At 63.6% G+C, this 26422-nt stretch carries 27 protein-coding genes and 1 tRNA gene; 16 read left to right on the top strand and 12 right to left on the bottom strand.

Annotated features, from left to right (window positions below; translation table 11 throughout):
• Nucleotides 1–15: 15 nt before the first annotated feature.
• Entirely contained in the window at nucleotides 16–1044 is a 1029-nt protein-coding gene (locus KUF59_RS17200; protein ID WP_212458371.1) for a transporter substrate-binding domain-containing protein, read from the bottom strand.
• Between the two features lie 191 nt (nucleotides 1045–1235).
• Between KUF59_RS17200 and KUF59_RS17195 the strand changes: the two genes are divergently transcribed.
• Together KUF59_RS17195 and KUF59_RS17190 are read left to right on the top strand one after the other, a co-directional pair.
• Nucleotides 1236–2144, top strand: a complete 909-nt coding sequence (locus KUF59_RS17195; RefSeq protein ID WP_212458370.1) for a LysR family transcriptional regulator — start codon at nucleotides 1236–1238, stop codon at nucleotides 2142–2144.
• A gap of 129 nt (nucleotides 2145–2273) precedes the next feature.
• Nucleotides 2274–2495 carry a hotdog family protein gene (locus KUF59_RS17190; protein ID WP_249140298.1) on the top strand — a complete coding sequence of 74 codons (222 nt, stop codon included), beginning with the start codon at nucleotides 2274–2276 and terminating at the stop codon, nucleotides 2493–2495.
• On the opposite strand, the gene KUF59_RS17185 is transcribed toward KUF59_RS17190, so the two are convergent.
• Entirely contained in the window at nucleotides 2492–3313 is an 822-nt protein-coding gene (locus tag KUF59_RS17185) for a class I SAM-dependent methyltransferase (RefSeq protein WP_212458369.1), read from the bottom strand. The two genes, KUF59_RS17190 and KUF59_RS17185, sit on opposite strands and share 4 nt — an antisense overlap.
• A gap of 116 nt (nucleotides 3314–3429) precedes the next feature.
• Between KUF59_RS17185 and KUF59_RS17180 the strand changes: the two genes are divergently transcribed.
• Complete coding sequence (locus KUF59_RS17180) at nucleotides 3430–3678, top strand: hypothetical protein (protein ID WP_212458368.1); 249 nt, start codon at nucleotides 3430–3432, stop codon at nucleotides 3676–3678.
• A 120-nt stretch (nucleotides 3679–3798) separates the two neighbouring features.
• Here the strand turns inward: KUF59_RS17180 and KUF59_RS17175 are convergent, their stop codons facing one another.
• Both KUF59_RS17175 and cysE read right to left on the bottom strand, forming a co-directional pair.
• Nucleotides 3799–4017 (bottom strand): DUF3126 family protein, encoded by a 219-nt coding sequence (locus KUF59_RS17175; protein WP_007602550.1) that lies wholly within the window; start codon nucleotides 4015–4017, stop codon nucleotides 3799–3801.
• Between the two features lie 145 nt (nucleotides 4018–4162).
• On the bottom strand, nucleotides 4163–4987 hold the full coding sequence (gene cysE, locus KUF59_RS17170; RefSeq protein WP_212458367.1) for a serine O-acetyltransferase: 825 nt from the start codon (nucleotides 4985–4987) through the stop codon (nucleotides 4163–4165).
• Nucleotides 4988–5272: 285 nt separating this feature from the next.
• On the opposite strand from cysE, the gene KUF59_RS17165 reads away from it, so the two are divergent.
• Entirely contained in the window at nucleotides 5273–6649 is a 1377-nt protein-coding gene (locus KUF59_RS17165) for a hypothetical protein (RefSeq protein ID WP_212458366.1), read from the top strand.
• 7 nt (nucleotides 6650–6656) lie between these two features.
• Here KUF59_RS17165 and KUF59_RS17160 read toward each other — a convergent pair whose 3' ends face one another.
• Nucleotides 6657–7412, bottom strand: a complete 756-nt coding sequence (locus tag KUF59_RS17160; RefSeq protein WP_212458365.1) for an alpha/beta fold hydrolase — start codon at nucleotides 7410–7412, stop codon at nucleotides 6657–6659.
• A gap of 35 nt (nucleotides 7413–7447) precedes the next feature.
• Nucleotides 7448–8587 (bottom strand): hypothetical protein, encoded by a 1140-nt coding sequence (locus KUF59_RS17155; RefSeq protein WP_212458364.1) that lies wholly within the window; start codon nucleotides 8585–8587, stop codon nucleotides 7448–7450.
• A 309-nt stretch (nucleotides 8588–8896) separates the two neighbouring features.
• Here KUF59_RS17155 and KUF59_RS17150 point away from each other — a divergent pair, with 309 nt between their 5' ends.
• Both KUF59_RS17150 and KUF59_RS17145 read left to right on the top strand, forming a co-directional pair.
• Nucleotides 8897–9142 (top strand): zinc-finger domain-containing protein, encoded by a 246-nt coding sequence (locus tag KUF59_RS17150; RefSeq protein ID WP_212458363.1) that lies wholly within the window; start codon nucleotides 8897–8899, stop codon nucleotides 9140–9142.
• A gap of 33 nt (nucleotides 9143–9175) precedes the next feature.
• On the top strand, nucleotides 9176–10378 hold the full coding sequence (locus KUF59_RS17145; protein WP_212458362.1) for an FAD-dependent monooxygenase: 1203 nt from the start codon (nucleotides 9176–9178) through the stop codon (nucleotides 10376–10378).
• Between the two features lie 75 nt (nucleotides 10379–10453).
• Here KUF59_RS17145 and KUF59_RS17140 read toward each other — a convergent pair whose 3' ends face one another.
• Nucleotides 10454–10897 carry a twin-arginine translocation pathway signal gene (locus KUF59_RS17140; RefSeq protein ID WP_212458361.1) on the bottom strand — a complete coding sequence of 148 codons (444 nt, stop codon included), beginning with the start codon at nucleotides 10895–10897 and terminating at the stop codon, nucleotides 10454–10456.
• Between the two features lie 30 nt (nucleotides 10898–10927).
• Here KUF59_RS17140 and KUF59_RS17135 point away from each other — a divergent pair, with 30 nt between their 5' ends.
• Together KUF59_RS17135 and KUF59_RS17130 are read left to right on the top strand one after the other, a co-directional pair.
• A complete protein-coding gene (locus KUF59_RS17135) occupies nucleotides 10928–11056 on the top strand; it encodes a hypothetical protein (RefSeq protein ID WP_258769714.1) in 129 nt (42 codons plus the stop codon).
• A gap of 14 nt (nucleotides 11057–11070) precedes the next feature.
• Nucleotides 11071–11159: transfer RNA gene (locus tag KUF59_RS17130), tRNA-Leu, on the top strand.
• A gap of 417 nt (nucleotides 11160–11576) precedes the next feature.
• On the opposite strand, the gene KUF59_RS17125 is transcribed toward KUF59_RS17130, so the two are convergent.
• The 3 genes from KUF59_RS17125 to KUF59_RS17115 are packed head-to-tail and all read right to left on the bottom strand — an operon-like array spanning nucleotide 11577 to nucleotide 13688.
• The gene (locus KUF59_RS17125) at nucleotides 11577–12191 is read right to left on the bottom strand and encodes a class I SAM-dependent methyltransferase (protein WP_212458360.1); all 615 of its coding nucleotides are present in this window, start codon (nucleotides 12189–12191) and stop codon (nucleotides 11577–11579) included.
• A gap of 22 nt (nucleotides 12192–12213) precedes the next feature.
• The gene (locus KUF59_RS17120) at nucleotides 12214–13104 is read right to left on the bottom strand and encodes an SDR family NAD(P)-dependent oxidoreductase (protein ID WP_258769713.1); all 891 of its coding nucleotides are present in this window, start codon (nucleotides 13102–13104) and stop codon (nucleotides 12214–12216) included.
• Nucleotides 13105–13127: 23 nt separating this feature from the next.
• Nucleotides 13128–13688, bottom strand: a complete 561-nt coding sequence (locus KUF59_RS17115) for a TetR/AcrR family transcriptional regulator (RefSeq protein ID WP_212458358.1) — start codon at nucleotides 13686–13688, stop codon at nucleotides 13128–13130.
• Between the two features lie 458 nt (nucleotides 13689–14146).
• Between KUF59_RS17115 and KUF59_RS17110 the strand changes: the two genes are divergently transcribed.
• Together KUF59_RS17110 and KUF59_RS17100 are read left to right on the top strand one after the other, a co-directional pair.
• A complete protein-coding gene (locus tag KUF59_RS17110; RefSeq protein ID WP_212458357.1) occupies nucleotides 14147–14581 on the top strand; it encodes a PPC domain-containing DNA-binding protein in 435 nt (144 codons plus the stop codon).
• A gap of 586 nt (nucleotides 14582–15167) precedes the next feature.
• Entirely contained in the window at nucleotides 15168–16415 is a 1248-nt protein-coding gene (locus KUF59_RS17100) for a multidrug effflux MFS transporter (protein ID WP_258769712.1), read from the top strand.
• An 11-nt stretch (nucleotides 16416–16426) separates the two neighbouring features.
• On the opposite strand, the gene KUF59_RS17095 is transcribed toward KUF59_RS17100, so the two are convergent.
• Nucleotides 16427–17302 carry a LysR family transcriptional regulator gene (locus KUF59_RS17095; RefSeq protein WP_212458356.1) on the bottom strand — a complete coding sequence of 292 codons (876 nt, stop codon included), beginning with the start codon at nucleotides 17300–17302 and terminating at the stop codon, nucleotides 16427–16429.
• Nucleotides 17303–17396: 94 nt separating this feature from the next.
• On the opposite strand from KUF59_RS17095, the gene KUF59_RS17090 reads away from it, so the two are divergent.
• Nucleotides 17397–18479 carry an alkene reductase gene (locus tag KUF59_RS17090; protein WP_212458355.1) on the top strand — a complete coding sequence of 361 codons (1083 nt, stop codon included), beginning with the start codon at nucleotides 17397–17399 and terminating at the stop codon, nucleotides 18477–18479.
• Between the two features lie 16 nt (nucleotides 18480–18495).
• Nucleotides 18496–19395, top strand: coding sequence for an SDR family NAD(P)-dependent oxidoreductase (locus KUF59_RS17085; RefSeq protein WP_212458354.1), 900 nt, complete (start codon nucleotides 18496–18498; stop codon nucleotides 19393–19395).
• Between the two features lie 120 nt (nucleotides 19396–19515).
• Here the strand turns inward: KUF59_RS17085 and KUF59_RS17080 are convergent, their stop codons facing one another.
• The gene (locus KUF59_RS17080) at nucleotides 19516–21126 is read right to left on the bottom strand and encodes an ABC transporter substrate-binding protein (RefSeq protein ID WP_212458353.1); all 1611 of its coding nucleotides are present in this window, start codon (nucleotides 21124–21126) and stop codon (nucleotides 19516–19518) included.
• 273 nt (nucleotides 21127–21399) lie between these two features.
• On the opposite strand from KUF59_RS17080, the gene KUF59_RS17075 reads away from it, so the two are divergent.
• From KUF59_RS17075 to KUF59_RS17060, 4 genes are all read left to right on the top strand, one after another.
• The gene (locus KUF59_RS17075) at nucleotides 21400–22530 is read left to right on the top strand and encodes a M20/M25/M40 family metallo-hydrolase (protein WP_212458352.1); all 1131 of its coding nucleotides are present in this window, start codon (nucleotides 21400–21402) and stop codon (nucleotides 22528–22530) included.
• A 260-nt stretch (nucleotides 22531–22790) separates the two neighbouring features.
• Entirely contained in the window at nucleotides 22791–23732 is a 942-nt protein-coding gene (locus tag KUF59_RS17070) for an ABC transporter permease (protein WP_212458351.1), read from the top strand.
• 14 nt (nucleotides 23733–23746) lie between these two features.
• Nucleotides 23747–24637, top strand: coding sequence for an ABC transporter permease (locus KUF59_RS17065; RefSeq protein ID WP_212458350.1), 891 nt, complete (start codon nucleotides 23747–23749; stop codon nucleotides 24635–24637).
• Nucleotides 24638–24640: 3 nt separating this feature from the next.
• Nucleotides 24641–26299 (top strand): ABC transporter ATP-binding protein, encoded by a 1659-nt coding sequence (locus KUF59_RS17060; RefSeq protein ID WP_212458349.1) that lies wholly within the window; start codon nucleotides 24641–24643, stop codon nucleotides 26297–26299.
• Nucleotides 26300–26422: the final 123 nt, after the last annotated feature.

Here is a 26422-nt window from a genome sequence, read left to right as displayed (position 1 = left end):
CCTCGACCATGTGGCTTAGTTCCAGGGAGGCGAGTATTCGGCGCCGCCCTTGGTCCACATCGCGTTGGGGGTGCCTGCACGATCGATGAAATAGGGCGTCTTGGGACCGAGATTGCGGTCGTAGATCTCGCCGTAATTGCCGACGGACTTGATCATGCTGGCGACGAAATCGTCGGCCACGCCAAAATCCTTGCCGAAGCCATCCTTCACGCCGAGGAACTTTTGCACGAAGGCGCTTTCGTCCTTCATCCTGTCGGCGAGGTTGGCCGACGTGATGTCCCACTCCTCCGCCTGGAACAGGGCGAACGTTGCCCATCGCAGCAGGTTGCGCCATTTGGAATCATTGGCGATGACGAAGCCCGCGAAGGGTGACTTGTTGAGAGTCTCGGGCAGGATCGTGAAGTCGTCCGGCTTGGGCGAGTTGCCGCGCCAGGCCGCAAGCGCAGACTTGTCCGTCGACATCGCGTTGCAGCGATCGCTCTGGAGCGCACCAAAAAGCTTCTCGAGATTCTCGAAGGTGAGAACCTTTGTGGTCTTGAAGCCGCGCACGCGGACGAAGCTCGCGAGCGTGGCTTCGGTGCCGGAGCCCTGCGTCGTGCAGATCGTCGCACCATCCAGTTCAGCGACGGACTTCACGCCGGACGCCGCCTTCACCATCATGCCGGTGCCGTCGTAGAAATTGATCGGCAGGAAATCGACGCCTACGGCGGATTCGCGCACCGGCTTGACGGTGGTGTGTGCGAAGACGACATCGACCTGCCCGGTCTGCAAGGCGTTGAAGCGGCTCTTGTCGGTGACGACGACGAAGTTGACCTTGCTGGCGTCGCCGAGAACGGCCGCCGCCATGGCTCGGCAGAAATCAGCATCCAGTCCTTCGATCTTGCCGGTCTTGGTGTTGAGGTAGCCGAAGCCAGGGGCCGTGTTGTCAGTACCGCAGTTCAGGACGCCGCGCTGCTTGACGTTGTCGAGCACGGTCGCGGATGCGCCGGACGCCCACAGCGTTGCTGCGGCGAGCGCAGCGACCAGAAATTTCGAACGAGCCATCTGAGAATCCCCTCTCTTTGTTGTGGTCGCTACTCCTTCAGCCGGGCTTGGGATGCTCTCCTCTTATGAACGGCTGAACTGCTCCGGCAACAAGGCTACAGTCGCAAAACAATGCTGGTCTACTTAATTAATTTTGCGATATACATTAGCAAAACTGCGCTTTCCTTCTGGGCAGTTATGGGGACCTTCCGATGGATTTCGCCCGACTCCGCACGCTTCGTGAGCTTTCGCTGCGAAAAACAATGGCAGCGGTGGCCGACGCCTTGCTGATCTCGCCATCGGCCGTTTCGCAGCAAATCGCGCAGCTCGAGGACGAGACAGGGATTGAACTGGTTGAACGCAGAGGCCGCGGTGTGCGGCTCACGCCGGCGGGACAGCGGCTCGTCGACCATGCCGGTCGCGTCATTGGCATTCTGGAGGAAGCGAAGACCGATCTCGCGGAGCTGAAGAAGACCGTCGCCGGCGAATTGCGCGTCTCGGCATTTCCGTCCGTCGCCGCATCTCTCATCCCGCCAACGATCCGGGCGATGTCGACGCGCTTCCCCGATCTGGTGGCGATCTTCGAGGAACTGGAGCCTGACGACAGCCTGGCCGCCCTACGCGCGTGGCAGACGGATGTCGCGATCGTCGACGACCTGACCACTTCGGCAAGCCTCTCGGAGACGCAGGTCGAGATGCTGCATCTTCTGGACGACCACCTTCACGTTCTGCTGCCGCGCGACCACCCGCTGGCCGAGCGGCCACATCTCACCTTGTCGGAGTTGGCGACGGAACGATGGGCTCTCGACACGACGTCCGCCACCTATTCGGACGTGATCGTCGGCGCGTGTCGCGATGCCGGATTCGACCCTATCATCAATGCCCGCTGCCATAGCTTCGAGGTGGTCCGCGCCATGGTCGAGGCGGGCTGCTCGGTCTCGATCAACCCGGGGCTACGCGGCCGCGACTACATCGGAACTTTGCGCCTCAAGGAGATCCGGCCGATCATCACGCGGCGGATCTTCGTAGCTTTTCGCAGCGGTGAAAGGCGCAACCCGGCGATCGCTGAATTCGTCAACGCGCTTCGAGGGGTCGTTGCGTCGATGACGGGGCCGCGGTGAAGGGCTAAGCGCCCTTGCGGGGGATCGACTGCTTGATAGGCTTGTCGAGGTTGAAACAAGCGCGGTGATCGACGTGACCGATGCGGCGACGAACATGCCACCGGGCGCCCAATTGCTGGACGCGAATGGTTGGGATTTGACGAGACCGGCGAGACGGCGTCGATCCGCTTCCAGGCTCAGCAGTCCTTCACCAACAGGCATGGGACGATCCAGGGCGGCTTCCTGGCGGCGATGCTGGACTCGGCGACCGGGATCCGCGCATTGGCTGCACTCGCCTCAGCCGGCGGCGGCGGGGCTCACAACAACGCCCAACCGACGATCGTTTGCAATTACATCATCCGCATCAACTAGCGGGAGACAACAAACAAATTCCATCCGTACAAGCCGCGCAGAAAACGCGTGCGCCGGTCGAGCGCATCCATGGCCGGCGCCGTCCTCTGAATGATGCGCTCAGCAACCGCGACACCGTCGATGTTGGCCCCCATCTTGCGGAGAATTCTCGCCATCAAGGCCAACGGTACTTGAACCAGGGCGGCTGAAGTGTTGGCGAAAAAGCCTATGTGCAATTCGTGATCGACGACGGTGAGCCCGGAGGCTTCGATGGTGGCTTTCCACCGCGCCGGTGACAGCCTTTGTAAATGAGGTTCGCCGGGCCGAATATATCGCCCGGTAGCCCGCGCGATTTTGAGGTCAAGCCGCCAAGCCAATTCGAAAAGAGAGAGGCCGTTTGGTACCGAGATAAATAGGCGGCAATCATCGGTCATTCGATCGGAAAAGCGCTTGAGGGCCGCAACCGGATCCTCAAGATGTTCCAAAACATCGAAGCACGTTATCAGCGCAAATTTCGCGTCAGGCAGCCCAGAAAGGGCCGAAAACATATCCTGACTGGCAACCATTCGATGCCTGCCGCCGGCGGGCCATTGGTAGCGAGCATGATAGGCACCCAGGGCCGCGGCATCCAAGTCGATCGACGTGACATCAAAGCCCCTGCTCACGAGGTCGAAGCTCTCTCGCAGTGAGCCTGCGCCAAAATCTAAGACCCGACTGCCCGGCCGGATTTCGGAAAGGTGTCGCTTGAAAATGTCCCAGCGATATTCGATCCCGCGGGTATTTGTTCCATCCAGCTTGGAAACATCGCCGGTGCGATCGAAGGTGAGCGCGATATCCATAGGAATTTTGTAGCACCGCAACCCTAGCGCGATCAACCGCCGCACATTTCGAAGGTTATGCGCCCACCGTCGTTCCCGATCGGCTCGCCAACGGCCTGCGCCGTGATCGCTTCTGCATGGGATGCATCGCCTATGGGCATAAAAACGGAATTGATTTCACTCGGACTCAATGGGATGCGGCGCTTGTCCGCGAGGCTACCGGCGGAGAGTCGATCCGCGGCGATGCTGAGCGTTCTGTGCCTCGCACCGATGATCGCCGGATGTTCGACAACGACCCGGACAACCGCGACCGGCATGACCGAGACGCAGCGCAAGGCCTGGTCGCCGACGCGACTGCGCGGCTACGCATCCTGCCCAAGAAATAGGGGCTTTGCTCGCGACAAAATTGCGAAGCAATTTTGCGCCGACGCGACGACGCAATACAGACTGCCCCCGCGGAGACAGTCTGGATTGCTTCGCTCCGCTCGCAATGACGGTGACGGCTTCTATTCCTGATCGACGAGATCGTCTTCGAGGATCGCCATCTGGAACTGGAAGGAACGGTCGTCGTCCTCGTCGTCGACGAAGAGCACACCGATGAATTCCTCACCGATATAGACCTCGGCGGAATCGTCCTTCTTCGGCCGCGGCACGACGCGGATCTTGGGATTGCCAAACACGCGCTTCAAATACGCGTCGAGCTTCCTGACTTCCTTGACGTCCACGGCAAGTCTCCAATCGAATTTTGTCGGGCGGGGTTTTAGGACGAGACGCGACGAACCGCCAGCATGAATTCGCAAAGATTTTTTGGGGACAAAGGGCCGGAGAATCCGGCCCCTTTCGAGGCAGAAGGCCCTGTCAGAGCCCCAATCAAAGTCCCATGGCGTTAATCATCTGGTCCATGGTGCGCGAAGGCTCGGCGCAGCCGGCTTCGCCGACGATCTTGGCGGGAACGCCCGCCACCGTGACGTTGTGCGGCACCGGCTTGACCACGACGGAGCCCGCCGCGATGCGCGCGCAATGGCCGACTTCGATATTGCCCAGGATTTTTGCGCCCGCCCCGATCATGACGCCGTGGCGGATTTTTGGATGGCGGTCCTCGTTCTCCTTGCCGGTGCCGCCGAGCGTGACGCCGTGCAGGATCGAGACGTCGTCCTCGATCACGGCCGTCTCGCCGACGACGAAGCCGGTGGCATGATCCAGGAAAATGCCGCGGCCGATCTTCGCGGCGGGATTGATGTCGGTCTGGAACACCGCGGAGGCGCGGCTCTGCAGGTAATACGCAAAATCCTTGCGGCCCTTCAGGTAGAGCCAGTGCGCGAGACGATGGGTCTGGATGGCATGAAAGCCCTTGAAGTAGAGCAAGGGATCGATGAAGCGCGAGGTCGCGGGATCACGGTCGTAGACGGCGACGAGATCGGCGCGGAAGGCGTTGCCGAGATCGGGATCATCGCGCAGCGCCTCGTCATAGGTCTGGCGCACGAGGTCGCCCGACAGTGCGGCGTGATCGAGCCGCTCGGCGATCCGATGCACCACCGCATCTTCCAGCCGGCTGTGATGCAGCACGCTCGAATAGATGAAGCTTGCAAGCTCGGGCTCGCGGTGGACGATGTCTTCCGCCTCGCCCCTGACCCGATCCCAGATCGGATCGAGTGCGGCCAGCTTTCCTCCCGGATTGACCTGATGGACTGCCATTTTGGGTTCTCTCGGCTTGCTCGCGATATCGCTCGCTTGGTTTGATCTATAGCACAGCTTAAACGCCTGCGTCCCTGAAGGCTTGCCTGAGAGTGAACACCCCGTTGCCTTCCGAACACACGTCAACGCGTTGAATCAAAAGACTTTCTTACGCCACCCCACGCGTGACATGGTCGGTTGAAAGTGGTCAGGGTTTCCTGGAATTCAAGCCCGGCGGCGACAAACTATTGGTGAATTCCGTCGCAAACGCTATTTCGGTCATGGTCGGCACGCGACGGAGAGGAATTGAGCATCACCACCGACATCTTGCGCAGCCGCGCCACGGGTTCTGTCTGGCTGGGACTGGCGGTCATTGCCCTACCCCTCCTCTTGATCGCGCCCGCGCTCTGGAACGGCTATCCGCTGCTTCAATGGGATACCGGCGGCTACCTCGCGCGCTGGTATGAGGGCTATCTGGTGCCGAGCCGCTCCACGGTGTTCGGCCTCTATCTGCATATGGGCGAGAGTTTTGGCTTCTGGATCAACCTCGCGATCCAGTCGCTGGCGACGCTCTGGCTGTTGCAGCTGACGCTGCGCGTGCTCGGCCTGATGCAGACATCCCGCTTCGTCGCGATCAGCCTCGTCCTCACAATATCGACCGCGCTGCCCTGGCTCGCGAGCATGCTGCTGACCGACATCTTCGCAGGGCTGTCGGTGCTGGCGCTGTTCCTGCTCGTCGTCGGCGGCAAGCGGATTTCGACGACGGAAAAATTCTCGCTGTTCGCGTTCACCGCCTTTGCCGCGGCGACCCACAGCGCGACGCTCGGCGTGCTGCTCGGGCTTTGCGCGGTCGGCTGGATGACGTGGCCGCTGCTCCGCCGGCGCGTTCCGATCGCGGGCCTGGTGCAGGGCAGCCTGACGATCATGGCCGGCGGCTTGATGCTGCTTGCGACCAACCATGCGCTGTCCGGCAACTGGGCCTGGACGCCTGGCGGCTACGGCGTCGCCTTCGGCCGCATGATGCAGGACGGCATCGTCGCGCGCTTCCTCAGCGATCATTGCCCGCGCGAAAAATTCAAGCTGTGTCCCTACCGCAACGAGCTTCCCGCGACCGCCGACGAATTTTTGTGGGGCAACAGCATGTTCAACACGCTCGGCCGGTTTGAAGGCATGAACGAGGAGATGAGCTACATCGTCGTGCATTCGCTCGCCGACTATCCGGCCTGGCAGGCGCAGGCGGCGCTGACGGCGGTGGGCCAGCAATTGCTGCATGCGGCGACCGGCGAAGGCACCAATGGCTGGATCCCGCACACCTACGGCATCATCGAGCGCTATATCCCGGCCCAGGTCGCGCCGATGCGCGCGGCGCGCCAGCAGCATTGGGGTGTCGATTTCGCCTACGTCAACTGGCTGCATGTCCCGGTCGCGCTCGCCTCGATGCTGGCGCTGGTCGCGCTGCTCGGACACGCGGCGTCGCGCCGCCGCCTCGACGATCTGACCCTGCTTGCGAGCACCGTGGCTCTGGCGCTGCTCGGCAACGCCTTCATCTGCGGCGTGATCTCCGGACCGCATGACCGCTACGGCGCGCGGATGGCCTGGCTTGCCACCTTCGTCGTGCTGATGGCGCTGGCGCGCTTCATCGGCGGCGACGATGGCGCGGACGAGCCGTCATCCCAGGCGTGACGAGCCGTCATCCCCTGCGTGACAGGAAATCGAGCACGCCGACCTTGTAGACCTTGTCGCCGACCGCGCGCATGTGATCGCGGTTGGGGATATCGAGCACTTCCGATCCCGGGATGATGTCGCCGAGCGCATGCGCGGAGCCGGCGACGTCATCGGTGGTCCCGACCGCGATCAAGACCGGCACGTCGATGCGCGCGGCTTCCTCCTTGCGCATGAGGTCGCGGGTGCCGCGCAGGCACGCGGCGAGCGCCTTGCGGTCGGAGCGCGTCTGATCGGCGAAGGCACGGAAGGTGCGCCCGACCGGATCGGTGACGTCGTCGAGCGAGGCCGCCTCCAGCGCTTCGGCCACCTTCTCGCCGGGGCCGGTGCCCTCGATCAGGCCGCCGATGCCGATGCCGCCGAGGATTGCGGAGCGCAGGCGCTGCGGCTCGTTGAGGGAGAGCCAGGCCGCCATCCGCCCGCCCATCGAATAGCCCATGATGTCGGCCTGCGGGATCGCCAGATGATCCATCAGCGCCAGCACGTCGCCGGCCATGGTCGGAATGGAATATTGCGCGGGATCGTAGAGCTTCTGGGACTCGCCATGGCCGCGATTGTCGAGTGCGATTACCCGGCGGCCGTTCTTGCGCAGCTCGGAGACCCAGGTCGGATAGACCCAGTTGACGTTCTTGCTCGAGGCAAAGCCGTGCAGCAGGAGGATCGGGTCGCCCTCGCCTTCGTCGAGATAGGCAATTTCAACTGCGCCGTTGTGGAAACTCGGCATCGCTTGGTCCGCATCTGTTTGGGGAGAAGACGATCTTAGGCCGTGACGGCCGCGCCCGCCAGAGCGGTTTCGGCAGCTTCGGCCTGCGCCTGGCGCTGCCGCCGCCTCCGTCTGCGGTCACACCAGGATTGGGTGAGACGCTCCGTGGTGGCCTTGATCGAGGACAACAGGCCGAGCAGCGTGAAGGCGGCCCCTAACAGCCACATCGTGAAATTGAAGGCGCCGGTGACGAGCAGCAGCGCGCCGCGGCCGAGCAGCTTCATGATCGCGCGGGTCTTGCCGCCCTGCGCTTCGGCAAGGCGCGCGGCGCGTGCGACGTCCTTCGGGCCCTCGGCGATGCGCAGCGTATCCAGCGCGCCGCGGGTGCCGGTCTTGCCGGCGACGCGCGTGACGTCCTTGCCGAGTCGCACCAGTGCGCCGGCCTTCTCGGCGCGGAACGCGGCCTTGATCGCACTGACGCTCTCGCCCGGCCGGAACATGGAGCTGGAGGCAACCGCCTTCTTGAGCGCGGGCGTGTCGACGACCTCGCGCGCGGAGCGGCCGGCCCATACCGCGAGCCCCTCACCCAGGCGGCCGACCTTGCGGGCATCCTTCACCAGCGACAGCCCGGCGCGCACCGGCGTGGCGCCGCCGACGGAGATATAGGTCGCGGCCGTCACCGCGAGGCCTGCGGTCGCAAGGCCAAGGATGAGGTGATCGGTCTCCTCGCCCATCGCGAGGTGCTTGCCCTCGCGCACGACGTCCCTGACATCGCCGAACACGAAGAGATCGCCGGCGACCGTGCCGGAGAGGCTGGCAACATCGTCGGCGTTGCCGGTGACGAGGCCGGTCGCAAAGCGTTTTGCGAAATGCGTGGTGGAATTCTCGTCCCTCACCGCGTCGTTCACGCGGGTCAGGAGACCATCCGGCAGCGCGATGTTGCGCTCGCGCGCGAGCTCGACAAAGCTACTCGCAAGATCGGCATCGCCGGCGGCCAGTGCGGCCTCGATATTGTCAGGAACGAGCGACGGGTTGGCGGCCAGGACGGCGTCGAGCCGTAGCTCCGACAGTGCGGCCGGATCGTCCTGCGCGGCGAGTATCGCGGCCGAATAGCGCGCATGCGGCGCAATCTGCACGAGGACATACGTGCAGGCGAGCAGACCGGTCACGGCCGTGCTGATTCGCAGCCACTTCATGCGCAAAACCTGGACGACCGCCTGCTCATCTGCCTGCCGATTCGGCCCGCTGTCGGGGCTCTCCCCTCGTCCACAGAAATAGTATGCCAAATTTGCGACACAACGTCCCCGACGAAAGAAGGGCTTCTCCGGGACGACAAGAAAGTGTCGAATTTACATGAGCAAATGAGCATGGGGCAGTTGCGGGCCTTTTTGGTTCCACTGGACTAGCAATCATCTGCACCCGCCAGTATGGTCCGCGGCCCCTCGAACGATGCCGCATCAGTTGGTTGTGTTCTGACGCCCTTTGCCACTCCAGGATGAGTTCCAATGTCCGACCATGTCGTCCCGCACTTCCACAACGACGCCGGTGTTCCCGTCATCGAGATCGGCTCGCAGGAGTTCATGTGCGTGGGCGCCAATCCTCCGTTCGACCATCCGCACGTCTTCCTGGACCTCGGCAACGACAACGAGATCATCTGCCCGTACTGCTCGACGCTGTACCGCTTCGCGGCCGACCTGAAGGCGGGCGAAGCGCGCCCGCCGGAATGCGTCGTGAAGGACAAGGTCGCCTGACCGCGGCCCTCATAGTCTGATAATCCTGTTGGGGTGGCGGTCTCCCGAACGATCTTCATTGCAGGCGCCGGTATCGGCGGTCTGACGGCGGCGCTGGCGCTCGCCGCCAAAGGCTTTCGCGTCGTCGTGCTGGAAAAGGCCGAGCGGCTCGAGGAAGCCGGCGCCGGCCTGCAGCTCTCCCCCAACGCCAGTCGCATCCTGGTCGAGCTCGGATTGTCCGAGCGCCTGCGCCGGGGCGCCGTGACGCCGGAGGCGGTCAGCATCATGAGCACGCGGGCCGGCGGCGAACTGCTGCGCCTGCCGCTCGGCGAGGCAGCAGTGGCGCGCGCCGGCGCGCCCTATTGGGTGGTGCACCGGGCCGACCTGCAGGCTGCGCTGGCGGCACAGGTTCAGGACCATCCCGATATCGATCTGCGCCTTGGCGCGACTTTCGAGGACGTGGCGGCTCACGCCCGGGGCTTGACCGTCGTCCACCGCATCGGCAATTCCCGCCAGAGCGACGTCGCCAGCGTGCTCATCGGCGCCGACGGCATCTGGTCGACGGTGCGCCAACATCTGTTTCCCGAGGTGCAGCCGCGCTTCTCCGGCCTGATCGCCTGGCGCGGCACCTTCGAGGCCACGCAACTGCCGAAGGAATACACCTCCCGCCGGGTGCAGCTCTGGATGGGACCCGGCGCCCATCTCGTCGCCTATCCGATCGCGGGCGGCCGCCAGATCAACGTGGTCGCGATCGTGCCGGGCACCTGGAACAGGCCGGGCTGGAGCACGCCCGGCGATCCCTTCGAGCTGATGGACGCCTTCCCCGCACCGCGCTGGCCCGGGCCGGCCCGGATGATGCTCAAGGCGGTCGATAGCTGGCGCAAATGGGCGCTGTTCGGCGTGCCTGAGGGCTGCGAGTGGAGCAAGGGCTCGATTGCGCTTTTGGGCGATGCCGTGCACGCCATGCTGCCCTTTGCCGCGCAGGGCGCCGGCATGGCGATCGAGGACGCGGCCGTGCTGGCGCAGCACCTCGGCGGCAATGCGACGGAGAGCGCGGCGAGCATCGCGGCCGCGCTGAAGCAATATGGCCGCGCCCGCCGCGCGCGCGTGAGGCAGGTTCAGCGCACGGCGCGGCAGCAGGGCCAGATCTATCACCTCACCGGCCCCTTAGCGCTAGCGCGCGATCTCGCGATTCGTGCGCTCGGGCCGGAACGCATGCTGGCGCGGCAGGACTGGATCTACAGTTGGAAACTCTGAGCCGCCGCGCCAAAGCCTTCTTGTTTTGACGCGTTTTCTTGAAGCGAACCGGAATCCACTTCGCTTGAAAACGCTCTAGTAAACCGCGCCACCCGACTTGGACTGCGGCCGCGACGTGCCGGCGGGCGCGACGACAGGCGGCGTGGGCGGCGCCCCGGCCACAGCAGCTCCAGGCACGGACTCACGGCACCGGTTCTTGCGCCACGCTTCCTCGGCAAAATGCTTCTGCCCCTGCACGGCCACATAGTCGTTGCGATAGGCCATCTCGGATACCACGGCGCCGCCGACGCCGGTCTGGGCCTTGTCCATCAGCTTCTGCAAGTCGGCGGTTCGCGCGGCCAGCGTCTTGCGCTCACCCTCGAGCTGCTTGCAGTCCCACAGCTCGTATTTGCCGGGATCGGCAAACGCCGGGCTGATCGTATCGCCCACGCTGGCGCAGCCGGAGAGAGCGGCGGCGGAGGCCAGCAGCACGAGCAGAGCGCAGCACGCGCGCAGGCGATGGGAATTCGAAACAAGCATGGCCGGATTGATAGTCCCCTTGGATTGAGAATGCCTAAAGCAGCAGGAGATGTCCGGATTGAGGCTTTGCGTTACGCAGCGCCCTCGCTTAAGGAAGAAGCGCCTTTCCGGCCCAACAAAGCCAATTCCATCAAGCCGGAAAACGCGTTAAGTCTTTGATCTCGTTAGATCAAGCGGGCATGGCGGAATTGGTAGACGCAAGGGACTTAAAATCCCTCGGTGCGAAAGCGCTGTGCCGGTTCGACTCCGGCTGCCCGCACCATCGGTGAGCTTCTCGTTTCCCAACGACGCGCCGTACTGCGCCCAACCAACTTCCCGGCTGTTGGCAAATCAGCCGCAGACGGAATCGTCGCGGAATCAGAAATGGCCGGTTTGTGAAGGACGGTGTCGGCCGAGCGAAGGCAGATGCGGGCCGTGTCGGACGAGGCTCGGAGATGACTCAAGCTCAAGCGACTCCGGCGACACTATGCCCTGGGGCCCCGCAGTCTTCTTGCCGCTTTGATCAATGCGGACGTCGCGGAGATAATGCGGTTAGGCACGCGAGGTTTAGTGCACTGTTACCGTAACCCAGGTTCTTGCCTGACTGAACGTTCTGGATTGCGTAAGTTTCTCCCGCTTGCTGTGCTTGCGATGTACCGGAGCGCCAAGAACAAAGACACCAGCGGAGCAATGAGCTTGCTCAAGAGTTAGCTGCTGTGCGATCGAGATCGTAGGCGAGCGGTTGGCGACGCCGTATGCGGTAGACCGATGCTGGCGGAATGTTCAGTGCCGTACGTCCGACCAAGCTTGCTTTGAGCCCTAGCCGGTCGAGGATGGGGCGCGGCACCGGGCAGCTCATGCCGTAGGTGAACTGATAGAAGGTGCCTCCGTCTCGCATGTGGCGAAATGCGCCCGTGAGGATTGCCATCACCTTGCGAGGCGACATCGAGAGCAACGGCAAACCACTCACGACGGCACCGGCCGGAGCCACGAACGGCTCGTACTGGGAAAGCTGGGAGGCATCCATCCATAGCACCCGTGCCTTCGGGAAACGCCGTTGCAGAAGGCGCATGAAATCAGAGCCGTACTCGATCAGTAGCAAATCCGACTCCGCAATGCCCTGGCGCAGAAGGGCTTGGGTGAAGACGCCCGTGCCGGGCCCCAACTCGATGACCGGTCCATCGCTGGACTTGATGTCGCGGGTCATGAGTCGCGCGAGCGTCTGCCCGGACGGCGCGACGGCAGAAACACGCTTCGGATTCGCAATCCACGCGCGGAAGAAGCCGACGAAGTCGGCACAGGTCGTGGCCGTCATCGTGACGCCCTCTCTCCAGGAACTAAAGCGCGAAAGAAACGCCTGACATCCGTTCAAGCTCATCAACCAGGACCCGACCAGCCTCTGCGTTGTCCGCGAGAGGCGCGGTCTTATCTTCGGTCGGGTGTCCACGCAGTCTCATGAAGCCGCCGGGACCATAATAGCCGCCCGGCTTAATATCCTTGGATGTTGCGGCCATAAGCGTCGGCTCTGCTCCCATGGTAGCGTTCTGGATAAGCGGATATAGGGCAAACACCGAGAGCAGCATCAATAAGCTGGTGTCGGCGAACAAGTTGGTTTTTGACGCGCCTGGATGGCAGATCACCGATAGCAGGCGGTCTCCAGCACGCCGCTGTAGTTCTCTGGCAACAAGGACATTAGCAAGTTTTGTTTTCGCGTAGACTTTGATGGGCTTGTAGCCTTGCTTGGAGTCGAGATCGACGATCGGGACCGGGCCTCCCATTGCGTGAGTGCCAGACGCCACCGTGACAACGCGGGGCGACGGCGATCGAAGCAACGTAGGAAGCAGCAAAGCCGTAAGTTGGTAGGGGCCCAGAACGTTCGTCGCAAACTGCATCTCGTGGCCGCCTACGCTTTCCCGACGATCCGGAAGGGCCATTACACCCGCGTTGTTGATCAGCACGTCAATCGGTCGGGACAGCGCCAGTTGGCTTTCGGCAAAGGCTCTTACCGATGCTGGATTGGAGAGGTCGAGTTTGCCAGTGGAGACCTTTGCATTTGGCACGATGGCGACGATGCGGTTAGCCGCCTCTTCAGCCTTGGTCTGGTCGCGGGAAGCGATTGTCACCTCTGCTTCGGCGCGCGCCAGCTCCAGGGCTGCATGCCAGCCAATGCCGCTGTTCGCGCCGGTCACGATAATGCGCTTCCCAGCTTGTGAAGGGATATCCTTCACCGTCCATTCTCTAGTCATACTCACTACTTTCGTTTGTTGATAGGCGGCACGAAGCGGGCAGCGAGAAGCTGCACGCGCTGCTGCAGTACCGTTGTGGTGGGCTCATCGCTGAGAAGTCCATCAAGCGCGAGCAGGAACACCTCCGCGGCTGCTTCTTCGCCGCCGAGGATTGTCGCGACGCATTCCGACGCCACGCGACGATGCAGTGCTTCAATTTCTGGATCTATCCGCTCGCAGACGTCGAAGAACTCGCCTGCCATGGGGGCGCCGACCATGTCAGCCCAGGGCTCGATCACCATAAGCCTGCATACGTCAAGAAGGCGCTCGCTCGGTGAGCCATCCCGATCGGCTGCTGCCTTGGCCGCGGGATGTCGCGAGACCAGCCACTCAGCGAAGACCGCAGTGAAGATGTCCTCCTTATCCTTGAAGGTTCGATACAGCAGCGTGCGCGAGATGTTTGCGCGTTTAGAGATGTCATCGAGCGACGTTTTCGAAAAACCAAAGTTGAGAAAGCACCAGCGGGCGGCCGTGAGGATCTTCAGCCGGCGCGCCTCTGCCTCGTCTTGAGTGAGCTTGTTTGACATTTCGAACTACTTTGACATGAAACGCGTATTATGTCAAAGTTCGTCAAATTGAGCGAAATGTTGCGTAAGAACAATGAGATCGCCTCAAATGACGCGATCGAAATAAATCCTGCCCGGAGAGAATCTCCTCCGCAGAACGGGTACCACTTTCGCAACAGCGGCCATCTTGACGCTCGGAGGGCCAGCGGTCGCCTTGCGGCATGTCGCCCGAGCTTTGCTTCTGTCAGGATGAAGGGCGCAGGGAGACCGGGGGTCGGTTGGCACTACCGACCGTCCGCACAACCGTAAATCCGAAATTCCATCAATCGGATGATTCGAAATTGAAGAACGTGACGCGCATTTCGGTCCCAACGGAACGAACGCCGCAATTCCGCCTGCCGACGCGGTGGAGGAACAACCCACCGCCCCATCTGTTGCCCCATCAAGAGCCCGTCATTCACGCCTCATACGGAACTGCGATGAAATTCAGATGCCTCAAGGACGCGCCGGCGCGCATCTTCGTGCTGGTGCTCGACCCCGGCGAGGAAGCGTTCAACGCGATCACCGAGTTCGCCAATCGCGAGGGCATCACCGGCGCGTCGGTCACCGCGATCGGTGCGTTCTCGCAGGCCAAGGTCGGCTGGTTCGACCTGGCAAAAAAGCAATACAAGCCGATCGATGTGGGCGAGCAATGCGAAGTGTTGAGCCTGCTCGGCGATCTCGCAGAGGGCGATGACGGCAAGGCCAGCCTGCATCTGCATGCGGTGCTCGGGCTCAAGGACGGCTCCGTCCGCGGCGGCCATCTTCTCTCGGGCACCGTCCAGCCGACGCTCGAGGTCACCATTGCAGAGACCGCCGCGCATCTGCGCCGCAGGAAGCGCGAGGATCTCGGCATCGCGCTGATCAAATTGTGACGGAAGTCCGCTGCGCGCGACCACGGTCGGGATAGTTCGCCAACTCGGAATGAGCCGCGCGCTTCCCCAACTTGGCCGCGTTTTTGTCAACGAAATGCGCGATATGTTTTGCAAGAGCTAACCATCTCGGCGAGCCCTTTGCCGTGCTCTGAGAGCGGAGTGTATCTGGTGGATGTTGTTGTACTCCTGATTATTCTCGCGATGTCGTACGCTGCGGGCTACTTCACCCGCGCCCACATCTCGCGCATGCGACACGACCAGGCGCGCAGGTGGAAGGACCACAGGGAACCGGAGTCGCCGCAGCCAGCAAATGCGAATGAGGTGATGCCTCAGGGCCAAGCAACGCCCGCGGGGCTCGGCGATCTCGGGCCAATGCTCGACCGATGGGAGCGCAGAGCGCGGGCGCGCTTGCTGCACGCCTCGGCCTGATCGCGGGTCAGCCTCGGACCGGACCCACCCCAACCATCACGCCGCCTTCACCGATTGTTGTCCGGTCACTACGTCGCCTAGCTGCCATCCCGAAACGCCGCTTGTGCGACGCAGCATGCACGCTACAAGGTGCATGTCATTTGCAGCAGGTTCTTTCGTGTCCGACGTCAATGCCGACAATTGGGTGTCCTCGGGACACCGTCCGATGGGATTTCCCGAATTCGTCGTGGTGATCGCCGCCATCATGGCGCTCAATCCGCTGGCGATGGACATGATGCTGCCGGCGCTGCCCAATATCGGCGCGGCCTTCAAGATTCCCGTCGCCAATCATCTCCAGCTCGTGCTGTCGACCTTCCTGCTCGGCTTTGGCGTGGGCCAGGTCGTCATGGGCCCGCTGTCGGACCGCTTCGGCCGGCGGCCGGTGCTGCTCGGCGGCATGACGGTGTATGCGATCGCCAGTGTCCTTGCGATCGCCGCGCCCTCGTTCGAGACGCTGCTGCTCGCCCGCGCGCTGCAAGGGCTCGGCACCTCGGCGACGCGCGTCATCGCCACCTCGATCGTGCGCGACTGCTATGTCGGCCGCCGCATGGCGAGCGTGATGTCGCTCGCCATGATGGTGTTCATCGCCGTGCCCGTGATCGCGCCGTCCTTCGGCCAGGCCGTGCTGCTCCTGACGCAATGGCGCGGCATCTTCGTCGTGCTGATGCTCTATGGGCTGCTCGCGCTGGCGTGGAGCGTGTTGCGGTTGCCGGAGACCCTGCCGGAGAGCGAACGCAGGTCGCTCGCGCTTGGCGACGTGCTCGACGCCTTCAAGCAGACCGTCACCAACCGCCAGACTATCGGCTATGCGCTCGCGGCCGGCGGCGTCATCGGCTCGCTGTTCGCCTATGTGTTCTCGGCCCAGCAGGTCTTCGTCGGCATCTATCGCCTCGGCCATTATTTCCCGCTCGCCTTCGCCGCCATCGCGGCCGGCACCGCAATCGCCGGGTTCCTCAACGCAAGGCTGGTCGGACGGCTCGGCATGCGCGTGATCTCGCATGGCGCGTTGACGCTCTACACCGTCGTCGCGGCCGCAATGCTGCTCGCCGAGAGCCTGCATATGTTGCCGCTGGCGCTGTTTCTGGTGCTGTCGGGGCTGATGATGTTCGCCTTCGGCATGATGATCGCCAACTTCACCGCGCTCGCCATGGAGCCGCAGGGCCACATCGCCGGCACCGCCTCCTCGCTCTACGGCTCGATCACGACGCTGGTCGGGATCGTGATCGGCGTCGTCATGGGCCAGAGCTTTGACGGCACGCTGCTGCCGTTCGCGACCGGCTTCTTCCTCTGCACATTGGCGTCGCTCGCGATCGTGCTGGTGGTGGAAAAGGGGCGGCTGTTCCGGCCGCATCATCGCGGCGCGTGAGCCGCGGCGCGTCACTCCCCTCTCAGCTCCTCCTGCAAGAACTCGATGAAGCGCTGCGTCTTGGCGGGGAGCAGCCGCGTTTCCGTTACGGCATAGACCGAGGTCGGATGCCCCTGCCACGCAGGCAAAATGCTCACGAGACGGCCGGCCTGAAGGTCTTCGGCGACGACGCGCTCCGGAAGAAAGGCAATGCCCAGTCCGAGCGCCGCCAGACGCCGGATCATCGCGACGCTGTTGCAGGCGAAGCGACTGCCGACCTTCACCTCGAACGTGTCGGTTCCTGAATAGAGCCCCCAGCTCGACAGCGTATGCATGGTCAGGCACTGCCGCCCTTCGAGCTCCGCCGGGTGATCAGGCATGCCGTAGCGTCCGAGATAGTCGGGCGAGGCGTAGAGTTGGGCCGAGACCCTCGCGATCACCCGCGCGATGAGGTTTTGCGGCTCCGGCCTTGCCATGCGGATGGCGAGGTCGAAGGGCTCGGCCACCAGATCGACGTTGCGCGGCGTGAGGTCGAACTCGAACGCGAGACCCGGATAGAGGTTTGCGAATTTCGGCAATAGAGGCGCGACATAGGTCGTCGCAAAATCGACCGGCATCGAGACACGCAACGTTCCGGTCGGCTGCGCGACCATCTCGCCAAGCTGTTCGTGCGCGAGCCGAGCTTCCTCGACGATCCGCTTGCTGCGCTCGAAGTAGATCTGGCCCGCTTCCGTCAGCTCGATGCGCCTTGTGGTCCGGTGCAGGAGCCGCAGACCGATCTCCTTCTCGAGCAGGCTGATCCGGCGCGACAGCGTGGAGTTGGGCATTTCAAGCGCTTCGGCGGCGCGGCTGAAGCTGTTCGCCTTCACCACTTCCACGAACAGAGCCATGTCGTTCAGCAATTCCATCCGACCTTGCCATTTATGGAACAATAAATTCCATTCTACCGTATTTATTCCAGAATAGGAATTCCTATCCTTTCACCGACAGAAAGGATCTCCGATGCAATCGCTCTTCACCCCCGTCAGGCTCGGCAAGGCCGACATTCTCAATCGTTTCGTGATGGCGCCGATGACGCGGTCTCGCGCCAATGTGGACGGCTCCCCTGGCAGCCTGGCCGCGACTTATTATGCGCAGCGGGCCGATGCCGGGCTCATCATCACCGAGGGTGTGTTTCCGTCCGCCGACGGCAAGGGATATGTCCGCACGCCGGGCATCGAGACCGAGGCGCAGATCGCCGGGTGGAAGGCCGTAGCTACGGCGGTTCACGATGCCGGCGGCCGCATCTTCATGCAGTTGATGCACACCGGGCGCATCTCGCATCCCCTGCTGCAACCGGAGGGGAAAGCGCCGGTCGCGCCGTCGGCGATCCGCCCGCAGGGGCAGTCCTGGACCGATGAAGGTCAAAAGGATTTTGTCACCCCCCGCGCGCTTACCACCGTCGAGGTGAAGGACATCATCGCCGCCTACCGGCGCGCGACCGGGAACGCGCTTGCCGCAGGGTTCGACGGTGTCGAGCTGCACGGCGCCACCGGCTATCTGCCGGAGCAATTTTTGTCATCCGGCAGCAACCGCCGCACCGACGCCTATGGCGGCTCGCTTGAAAACCGCGCGCGCTTCATCCTGGAGACGCTTGCCGCCATGATCGAAGAGGCCGGCCCGGGCCGCGTCGGCCTGAAAATCTCGCCGGAGATGAATTTCAACGACATCAAGGACGATGCGCCGGAGGAGACCTACGGCTACCTCGTCGAACATCTCAACGCGAAGGACATGGCCTATCTGCATGTCGCGCTGTTCGGCACAGCCAAGGACTACCACGCCCTGCTGCGTCCGCGCTTTGGCGGCGCCTACATCGTCGGCGGCGGCCTCACCAGGGATTCAGCCGAAGCTCTCCTCAGAGAAGGCAAGGCCGATGCCGTTGCATTCGGCAGTTCGTTCCTCGCCAATCCCGATCTTCCCGAACGCTTCCGCCGCAACGCCCCGTTGAACCAGCCCGACCGCGCGACGTTCTATACGCCGGGCGCGAACGGCTACACCGACTATCCCACCCTGGCCCAGTCGTCGGGCCAGGCGGCCGCGCACTGACGGGGACGCAACACATATGAAGCGTGATCCCTCCATCCACCTGTCGCCTGTCGCCGTGAAAACGCTGGATCTGAAGGGCCTCAAGGTCGCAATCGTCGGCGGGACCGGCGGCATCGGCAGAGCGCTTGCCCTGTCGCTCGCCGCACAGGGCGCCCACGTGCTGGTGGTCGGCCAGACTTTTCGCGACGCAGCCACACCGGGCATCACCTTCATGAGGGCGGATCTGAGCCTGATGAAGGAGGCGCAGCGCGTGGCCCGCGAACTTCCCGCGGAGACGCTGGACATCGTCATCATGACCACGGGCGTGATGGCGGGCCCGAAGCGCGAGGTGACGGGCGAAGCGATCGAGCGCGATCTGGCGGTCAGCTATCTCAGCCGCTACGTGATCCTGAAGCAGATTGCACCGCGCCTCGGGACCGGTCGAGCCAACCCTGGCACGAAGCCCCGCGTTTTCGTGATGGGTTTCCCGGGCAGCGGCCAGGCCGGTGACGTCGACGACCTCAATTCCGAAAGGAACTATGGGCGCTGGAAAGCGCATATGAACACGGTCGCCGGCAACGAGGCGATCGTGCTCGACGCGCGCGACCGATATCCGCACATCGACGCGTTCGGCCTCAACCCCGGTTTCGTGAAGACCGACATTCGCGCCAATCTGTTCGGCTGGAAATGGCTGCGCGGGATCGTCGAAGCGTTGACGAGCCTCATGACCCTCGCACCCGAGGTCTATGCGGAGCGCATCGTCCCTCTCCTCGTGTCATCAGACATCGGGGGACACAGCGGCGCCATGTTCAACAACAAGGCCGAAGCCATCTTGCCCAGCCCCGGCGTCGTCGACCCGGCCCATCGAAGCGGCCTGCTCGCCGCTTCAGATGCGCTAATCGAGCGCGTTCAGGGATCACCGAGCACCAAGAAATGATTCCCTGCGGGAGTCACGCCGCGCTGACACGGGTCACTGAAACAGAAACGGCGCCGCTGGTGACAGCGGCGCCGTTTTGCGTTGGGACGGAGCGCGCGGAGCGGACGCCGCGTTGATCCCCTACTCCGACTTGTCGACGTTCCAGAACAGCGGCGTCGCCGGACCATCCAGCACGCCGGAGAGTGATTTGCGCCAGCCGCTCGGCAGGAGATACTGGCCGAGCGGGACGTACATCACCTGCTCGTAGGCTTCCTTCTGAATGTCGGCGGCGATCTTCTTCTGCTCGTCGAGCGAGGCCGCACGCACGAACGCGTCCTTGAGCTGCTCGATCTTGGCGTTCTCAGCCCAGCCGAACCAGCCCTTCTTGCCCAGGCCGCCGATCGAGAGATTGGCGATCGGGTTGGAGACGTCGGCCGCGACCCAGTTGGTGAAGAACATGTTCCAGCCGCCTTCCTTGGTGGGCTTCTGGCTGGCGCGACGGCTCACCACCGTCTGCCAGTCGGTCGCCTGAAGGTCGACCTTGAAGCCAGCCTCGCGAAGCTGCTGCGCCGCCACGATCGGCTGCGCCTTCAGAGTGGTGACGTCGCCGGGCGCCATGATCACGATGGGCGTGCCGTCGTATCCGGACTCGGCGAGCGCCTTCTTGGCTTCCGCCATGCCGTTGCCCTTGACCAGCGTCTCGGAGCCGACGTCAGTCGCGAGCGGCGTATCGCAGATGAAGAAGGCGCCGCAGATCTTTTGGTATTTGGGATTGCCGACGAGCGCGTCGAGCACGTCCTTCTGGTTCATCGCCAGCAGCGCTGCGCGACGAACCTTCACGTTGTCGAAGGGCGGAAGCAGAAAGTTCATGCGCCCGAGGGTCTGGAAACCGAACTTGTTCGAGACCTCGACCGTAAGTTCCTTGTTCGCCTCGAGCACCGGCAGCATGTCGAACGGCAGGTTCTCCATGAAGTCGATGTCGCCCGATTGCAGCGCGTTCACTGCGGTCTGCGAATCCGGCATGGTGATCCATTCGACGCGGTCGACCTTCACCACCTTGCCGCCGGCCGTCCAGCTCGCCGGCTCCTTGCGCGGCACATAGTCGGTGTTCTTGACGTAGACCGCCTTGACGCCAGGCTGGAATTCACCCTGCACGAACTTGAAGGGACCGGAGCCGATCTGCTCGGGGATCTGCTTGTCGGCCGGCGTCTCGGCGAGACGCTTCGGCATCATGAAGGCGACGCGCGAGGACGGCTTGCCGATCGAATCGAGCACCAGGCCGTAGGGCTCCTTCAACTTCAGCGTGATGGTCTTCGGGTCGGTGGCCTCGATGGAAGCAGTGAAGTCCATCAGCTTCTGGCCCATGCCGTCGACCTTGGCCCAGCGCTGCAGCGAAGCCACGCAGTCTTCCGCGGTGACGGGCGCGCCGTCATGCCACTTCAACCCATCGCGCAGCGTGAAGGTGTAGGTGAGCTTGTCGTCGGAGACCTTCCAGTCGGCCATCTGCGGCTGGATCTTGAAGCTCGAATCGGTCGACACCAGCGTGTCGTAAACCATGTAGCCATGGTCGCGCGTGATGTAGGCCGTGGTGAAGATCGGATCGATGATGCGCAGATCGGAGTGCATCACCGCCGTGATCGTCTTGCTGGCGGCGGCAAGCACTGGCGAGGCCAGTGCCGTCGACAGCGCGACGACGGACAGCGCAAGTTTGGAGACGAGCGTGCGATGTCCCCGGCGCGTGAAGTGGATCATTTGAAAGTTTCTCCTGACGTGAAACTGGTCAAAGGCGGATCATTGCTTGTGCATTCGGTTCGTTCTTTAGGCGACCTAACGTGCTGCAACGCCTTTATCTTTTCGAGACTTGCATCAAGCGCCGAGCCCGTCAATCCGCTTTCGGTGCATGCCCACGACAGCGCCGCACGGGCTCTCGTCTCGGCCATTTCACTTTACAAATCCGCCCGTAGAACATTCCCTGACACGTGCGCGACCTCGTTGCGCCGCGCTCGAAGCCCCGAGAGATCAGCGATGAATCCAGCCAATCTTCCCTTTGATTCCGAGGCCATGCTGCAAGGCTTGCGCGCGTGGGTGGAATGCGAAAGCCCGACCTGGGACGCTGATGCGGTGAACCGCATGCTGGACCTCGCCGCGCGCGACATGGCGATTATGGGTGCGACGATCGAGCGCATCGCCGGCCGACAGGGCTTTGGCGGCGTCGTTCGCGCGCGCTTCCCCCACCCGCGGCAGGGCGAGCCGGGCATCCTGATCGCCGGCCATTTGGACACCGTGCATCCCGTCGGCACCATCGAGAAGCTGAAATGGCGACGCGAGGGCAACAAGTGCTACGGCCCCGGCATCTTCGACATGAAGGGCGGCAACTACCTCTCGCTCGAGGCCATCAGGCAGTTGGCGCGCGCATCCTTCACCACGCCGCTGCCGATCACCGTCCTGTTCACGCCGGACGAGGAAGTCGGCACGCCCTCGACACGGGAGATCATCGAGGCGGAAGCCGCGCGCAACAAATACGTGCTGGTGCCGGAACCCGGCCGTCCCGACAACGGCGTCGTCACCGGCCGCTATGCGATCGCGCGCTTCAACCTGGAAGCCACCGGACGGCCGAGCCATGCCGGCGCGACACTATCCTCCGGGCGTTCCGCGATACGGGAAATGGCGCGGCAGATTCTCGCGATCGACGCCATGACGACGGACGACTGCACCTTCTCGGTCGGCATCGTGCATGGCGGCCAGTGGGTGAATTGCGTCGCCACCACCGCGACCGGCGAAGCGCTCTCCATGGCCAAGCGCCAGGCCGATCTCGACCGCGGCGTCGAGAGGATGCTGGCACTGTCAGGCACCAGCAACGACGTGACCTTCAAGGTGACGCGCGGCGTCACCCGGCCGGTCTGGGAACCCGATGCCGGCACCATGGCGCTCTATGAAAAGGCGCGCGGTCTCGCAAAGCAGCTCGGCGCCGAGTTGCCGCACGCCAGCGCCGGCGGCGGTTCCGACGGCAACTTCACCGGCGCGATGGGAATCCCCACGCTCGACGGCCTGGGCGTGCGCGGCGCCAATGCGCACACGCTCGACGAGCATATCGAGGTCGACAGCCTCGCCGAGCGCGGCCGGCTGATGGCGGGGCTCTTGGCGACGCTGGAGTGAAGGCGAAGCCGTCATTCCGGGGCGGCTCGCAGAGCCGAACCCCAATTCGCGATTGCGAATTGTGGAATCTCGAGATTCCGGGTTCGATGCTTCGCATCGCCCCGGAATGACAGCGTGAGAGACAGCCGCAGCGCGCAAAACGTGTTGGCTGCATCGCAAAAACGACGGCCGCAATGGCACGGGAATTGCTGAAATGTTAGGCTCGTGGCAGCCTGCCGACGGCATCACCGCCGATTTGACTCTAATCTGACGGATCCAACTTGCTGGGATATCTCGTTCGCCGAATCTTCGCCGCCGTGCCCGTGATGGGCGTGGTGGCGCTGTTTGTCTTCCTCCTGCTCCGGCTCACCCCGGGCGACCCCGCCGCGATCCTCGCCGGCGACAACGCGACGCCGGAACGGCTCGAGCGTATCCGCGAGACGCTCGGCCTCAACGAGCCCTTGATCGTGCAGTTCATCACCTGGCTGAACCGGCTGCTGCATGGCGATCTCGGCACGTCGCTGATCTCCAATTTGCCGGTGCTGAAGATGATCAGCCAGCGCGTCGAGCCGTCGATTTCGCTCGCGCTGTGCACCATCATCCTTGCGGTCGTCGTAGCCGTTCCCTTGGGGGTGATTGCGGCCTGGAAGCACGGCACCTGGATCGACCGCTTCGTGATGGGTCTTTCCGTGCTCGGCTTCTCGGTGCCGGTATTCGTGGTCGGCTATGTCCTGATCCAGCTCTTTGCGATCGACCTGCGCTGGGTGCCGGTGCAGGGCTTCCGCAGCATCTTCAACGGCTTTGGACCGTTCTTCGAGCGCATCGTGCTGCCGACCTGTGCGCTGTCCTTCATCTATATCGCGCTGATCGCGCGCATGACGCGCGCGGCGATGCTGGACGTGCTCGGTGAGGACTATGTCCGCACCGCGCGCGCCAAGGGCATCAACGAGACCGCCGTGCTGCTGCGGCACGCGCTGCGCAACGCCGCCGTGCCCGTCATCACCGTGATCGGCACCGGCTTTGCGCTGCTGATCTCCGGCGTGGTCGTCACCGAAAGCGTGTTCAACATTCCCGGCATCGGCCGCCTCACGGTGGATGCGGTGCTGGCGCGCGACTATCCGGTGATCCAGGCGATGATCCTTCTGACCTCGCTGGTTTACGTCACCGTCAATCTCCTGATCGACGTCGCCTATACGCTGCTCGATCCGCGTATCCGGTACTAAGGAAGGGTTCAGACATGTCCATCGCAACCCTACCCGAACCGTCAATCCCGATCACGACGCCGCTGCGTCCGCGCTTCGGCTTCCTGACGTCGACGCCGATCATCGCGACAGCAACGGTCTGCCTCAGCCTGATCATCCTCGCGTCGATCCTTGCCCCGCTGATCGCGCCGCACGACCCGATCCTGCTGGCGCCCTCGCAACGGCTGAAGCCGGCCTCCGCGCAGTTCCTGCTCGGCACAGACGCCTTTGGGCGCGACCTCCTGTCCCGTGTGATCTATGGCGGCCGCATTTCGCTCTTGATCGGTATCGGCTGCGCCATCCTGTCGGTCGCGATTGGCCTCGCCATCGGCCTCGTCTCCGGCTTTTTCAAGCTGGTCGACGCGGTCATGATGCGGGTGATGGACGGGTTGATGGCGATGCCGAGCATTCTGCTCGCAATCGCCGTCGTGTCGCTGTCCGGCGCCAGCATCTGGACCGTGATGGTCGCGATCACCATCCCCGAAATCCCGCGCGTCGCGCGCCTCGTCCGCTCCGTCGTGTTGTCGGCGCGCGAAGAGCCTTATGTGGAAGCGGCGATCTCGGTCGGCTCAAGCCTGCCGAAGATCATGGTGCGGCATCTGATGCCGAACACGATTGCGCCGCTGATCGTGCAAGGCACCTATGTCTGTGCATCGGCGATCCTCACCGAGGCCATCCTCTCCTTCCTCGGCGCCGGCATCTCGCCGGAAACGCCGACCTGGGGCAATATCATGGCCGAGGGACGCCAGTTCTTCCAGATCAAGCCGTCGCTGATCTTCTGGCCCGGCCTGTTGCTGTCGATCGCCATCCTCAGCATCAACCTGATCGGCGACGCCGCGCGCGACGCGCTTGATCCACGCATGAAGCAGCGCGAGAGCGGGAAGTAAGCAGTGTCCAATCCGAAGAATACCGTTCTCGACATCAACAACCTCGTCGTCTCCATCGGCAAGAAGCCGAACGGACCGAAGATCATCGACGGCATCTCACTCCAGGTTCACGAGCGCGAGACGCTATGCGTGGTCGGCGAAAGCGGGTCCGGCAAGTCGGTCACCTCGCTCACGGTGATGGGCCTGTTGCAGAAGGGCACGTTGGTTCCGACCAGCGGCAGCGTGAAGCTGGTCGGCGAGGAGCTCTTGACCGCAACCGATCGCCGCCTGCGGCAGCTCCGCGCCACGCAGATGGCGATGATTTTTCAGGAGCCGATGACGGCGCTCAATCCGGTCGTCCCGGTCGGCCGCCAGATCGACGAGGTGCTGCGCGCCCACACCGATCTCGATGCGAAAGCGCGGAAGAAGCGCATCCTCGACATGATGGAGCAGGTTCATCTGCCGCAGGTCGAACGCATTTTTGCCTCTTACCCGCACCGCCTCTCCGGCGGGCAGCGCCAGCGCATCATGATCGCGATGGCGCTGGTGCTCGAACCAAAGCTGTTGATCGCGGACGAGCCGACCACCGCGCTCGACGTCACCACGCAGAAGCAGATCCTCTCGCTGATCCGCGAGCTGCAGCGCGACCACGGCACCGCCGTGCTGTTCATCACCCATGACATGGGCGTGGTGGCCGAGATCGCCGACCGCGTCGCCGTCATGCGGCAGGGCCGCCTAGTCGAGACCGGCACGCTCGACTCCATCCTGCGCAATCCGACGATGGAGTACACCCGCAACCTGCTCGCCTCGGTGCCGAGCCTGGTGCCGCGTGCGGCGCGCGAGGAGACCAAGGAACCGATCGTGCTGGAGGCCAACGACCTCGGCAAGGTCTACCGCGAGCGTTCGTTCTTCGGCAAAGGCCGCGAGGTCGTCGCCGCCGACAAGGTCACGCTCACCCTGCGCAAGGGCCGCACACTCGGCATCGTCGGCGAAAGCGGCTCGGGCAAGTCCACCGTCGCGCGCTGCATCGTCCGACTGATCGATCCGACCTCCGGCGGCGTCCGGCTCGCCGGCCGGGAGATTTCGGACCTGTCGCGGCGCCTGCTGCAGCCGCATCGGCAAAAGATCCAGATCGTGTTCCAGGATCCCTACCGCTCGCTCAACCCGCGCGTCACCATCGGCGAAAGCATCGCCGAGGGTCCGATCAACTATGGCGTCCCGCGCGCGGATGCGCTCAAGCGCGCCCGCGAGCTGTTGGAACTCGTCGGCTTGCCGGCCGATGCCGTGTCGCGCTATCCGCACCAGTTCTCCGGCGGCCAGCGCCAGCGCATCGCCATTGCGCGCGCGCTCGCGCTCGATCCGGACGTGCTGGTTGCGGACGAGGCGGTGTCGGCACTCGACGTTTCGGTGCAGGCGCAGGTTCTGGAACTGCTCGACGAGATCCAGAAGCGGCTCGGCATTGCGCTGCTCTTCATCACCCACGATCTGCGCGTTGCCGCGCAGATCTGCGACGAGGTGGTGGTGATGCAGCACGGCCACGTCGTGGAACAGGGCCCGGCGGCAGAGGTGCTGACGAATCCGAAGGAGGCCTACACCAAGGCGCTGCTCGATGCGGCGCCCGGCCGCGGCTGGGATTTCGCGAACTTCCGGCCAGTGGCGGAAGGCGTGGCGGCGAGCCTCTGACGTCGTCCTGGCGAAAGCCAGGACCCATTACCCCAGGGAGAGCTTTGGCGACGACTCGTCGCCCGGGACTCGCACCGCACAAAATCGATGGACCTCGCGGTATGGGTCCTGGCTTTCGCCAGG

It is taken from the genome of Bradyrhizobium arachidis (assembly GCF_024758505.1).
Classification (GTDB): Bacteria; Pseudomonadota; Alphaproteobacteria; order Rhizobiales; family Xanthobacteraceae; genus Bradyrhizobium; species Bradyrhizobium manausense_C.
The sequence above is the reverse complement of the archived record's forward strand: the minus strand, read 5'-3'. Positions and strand labels throughout refer to the sequence as shown.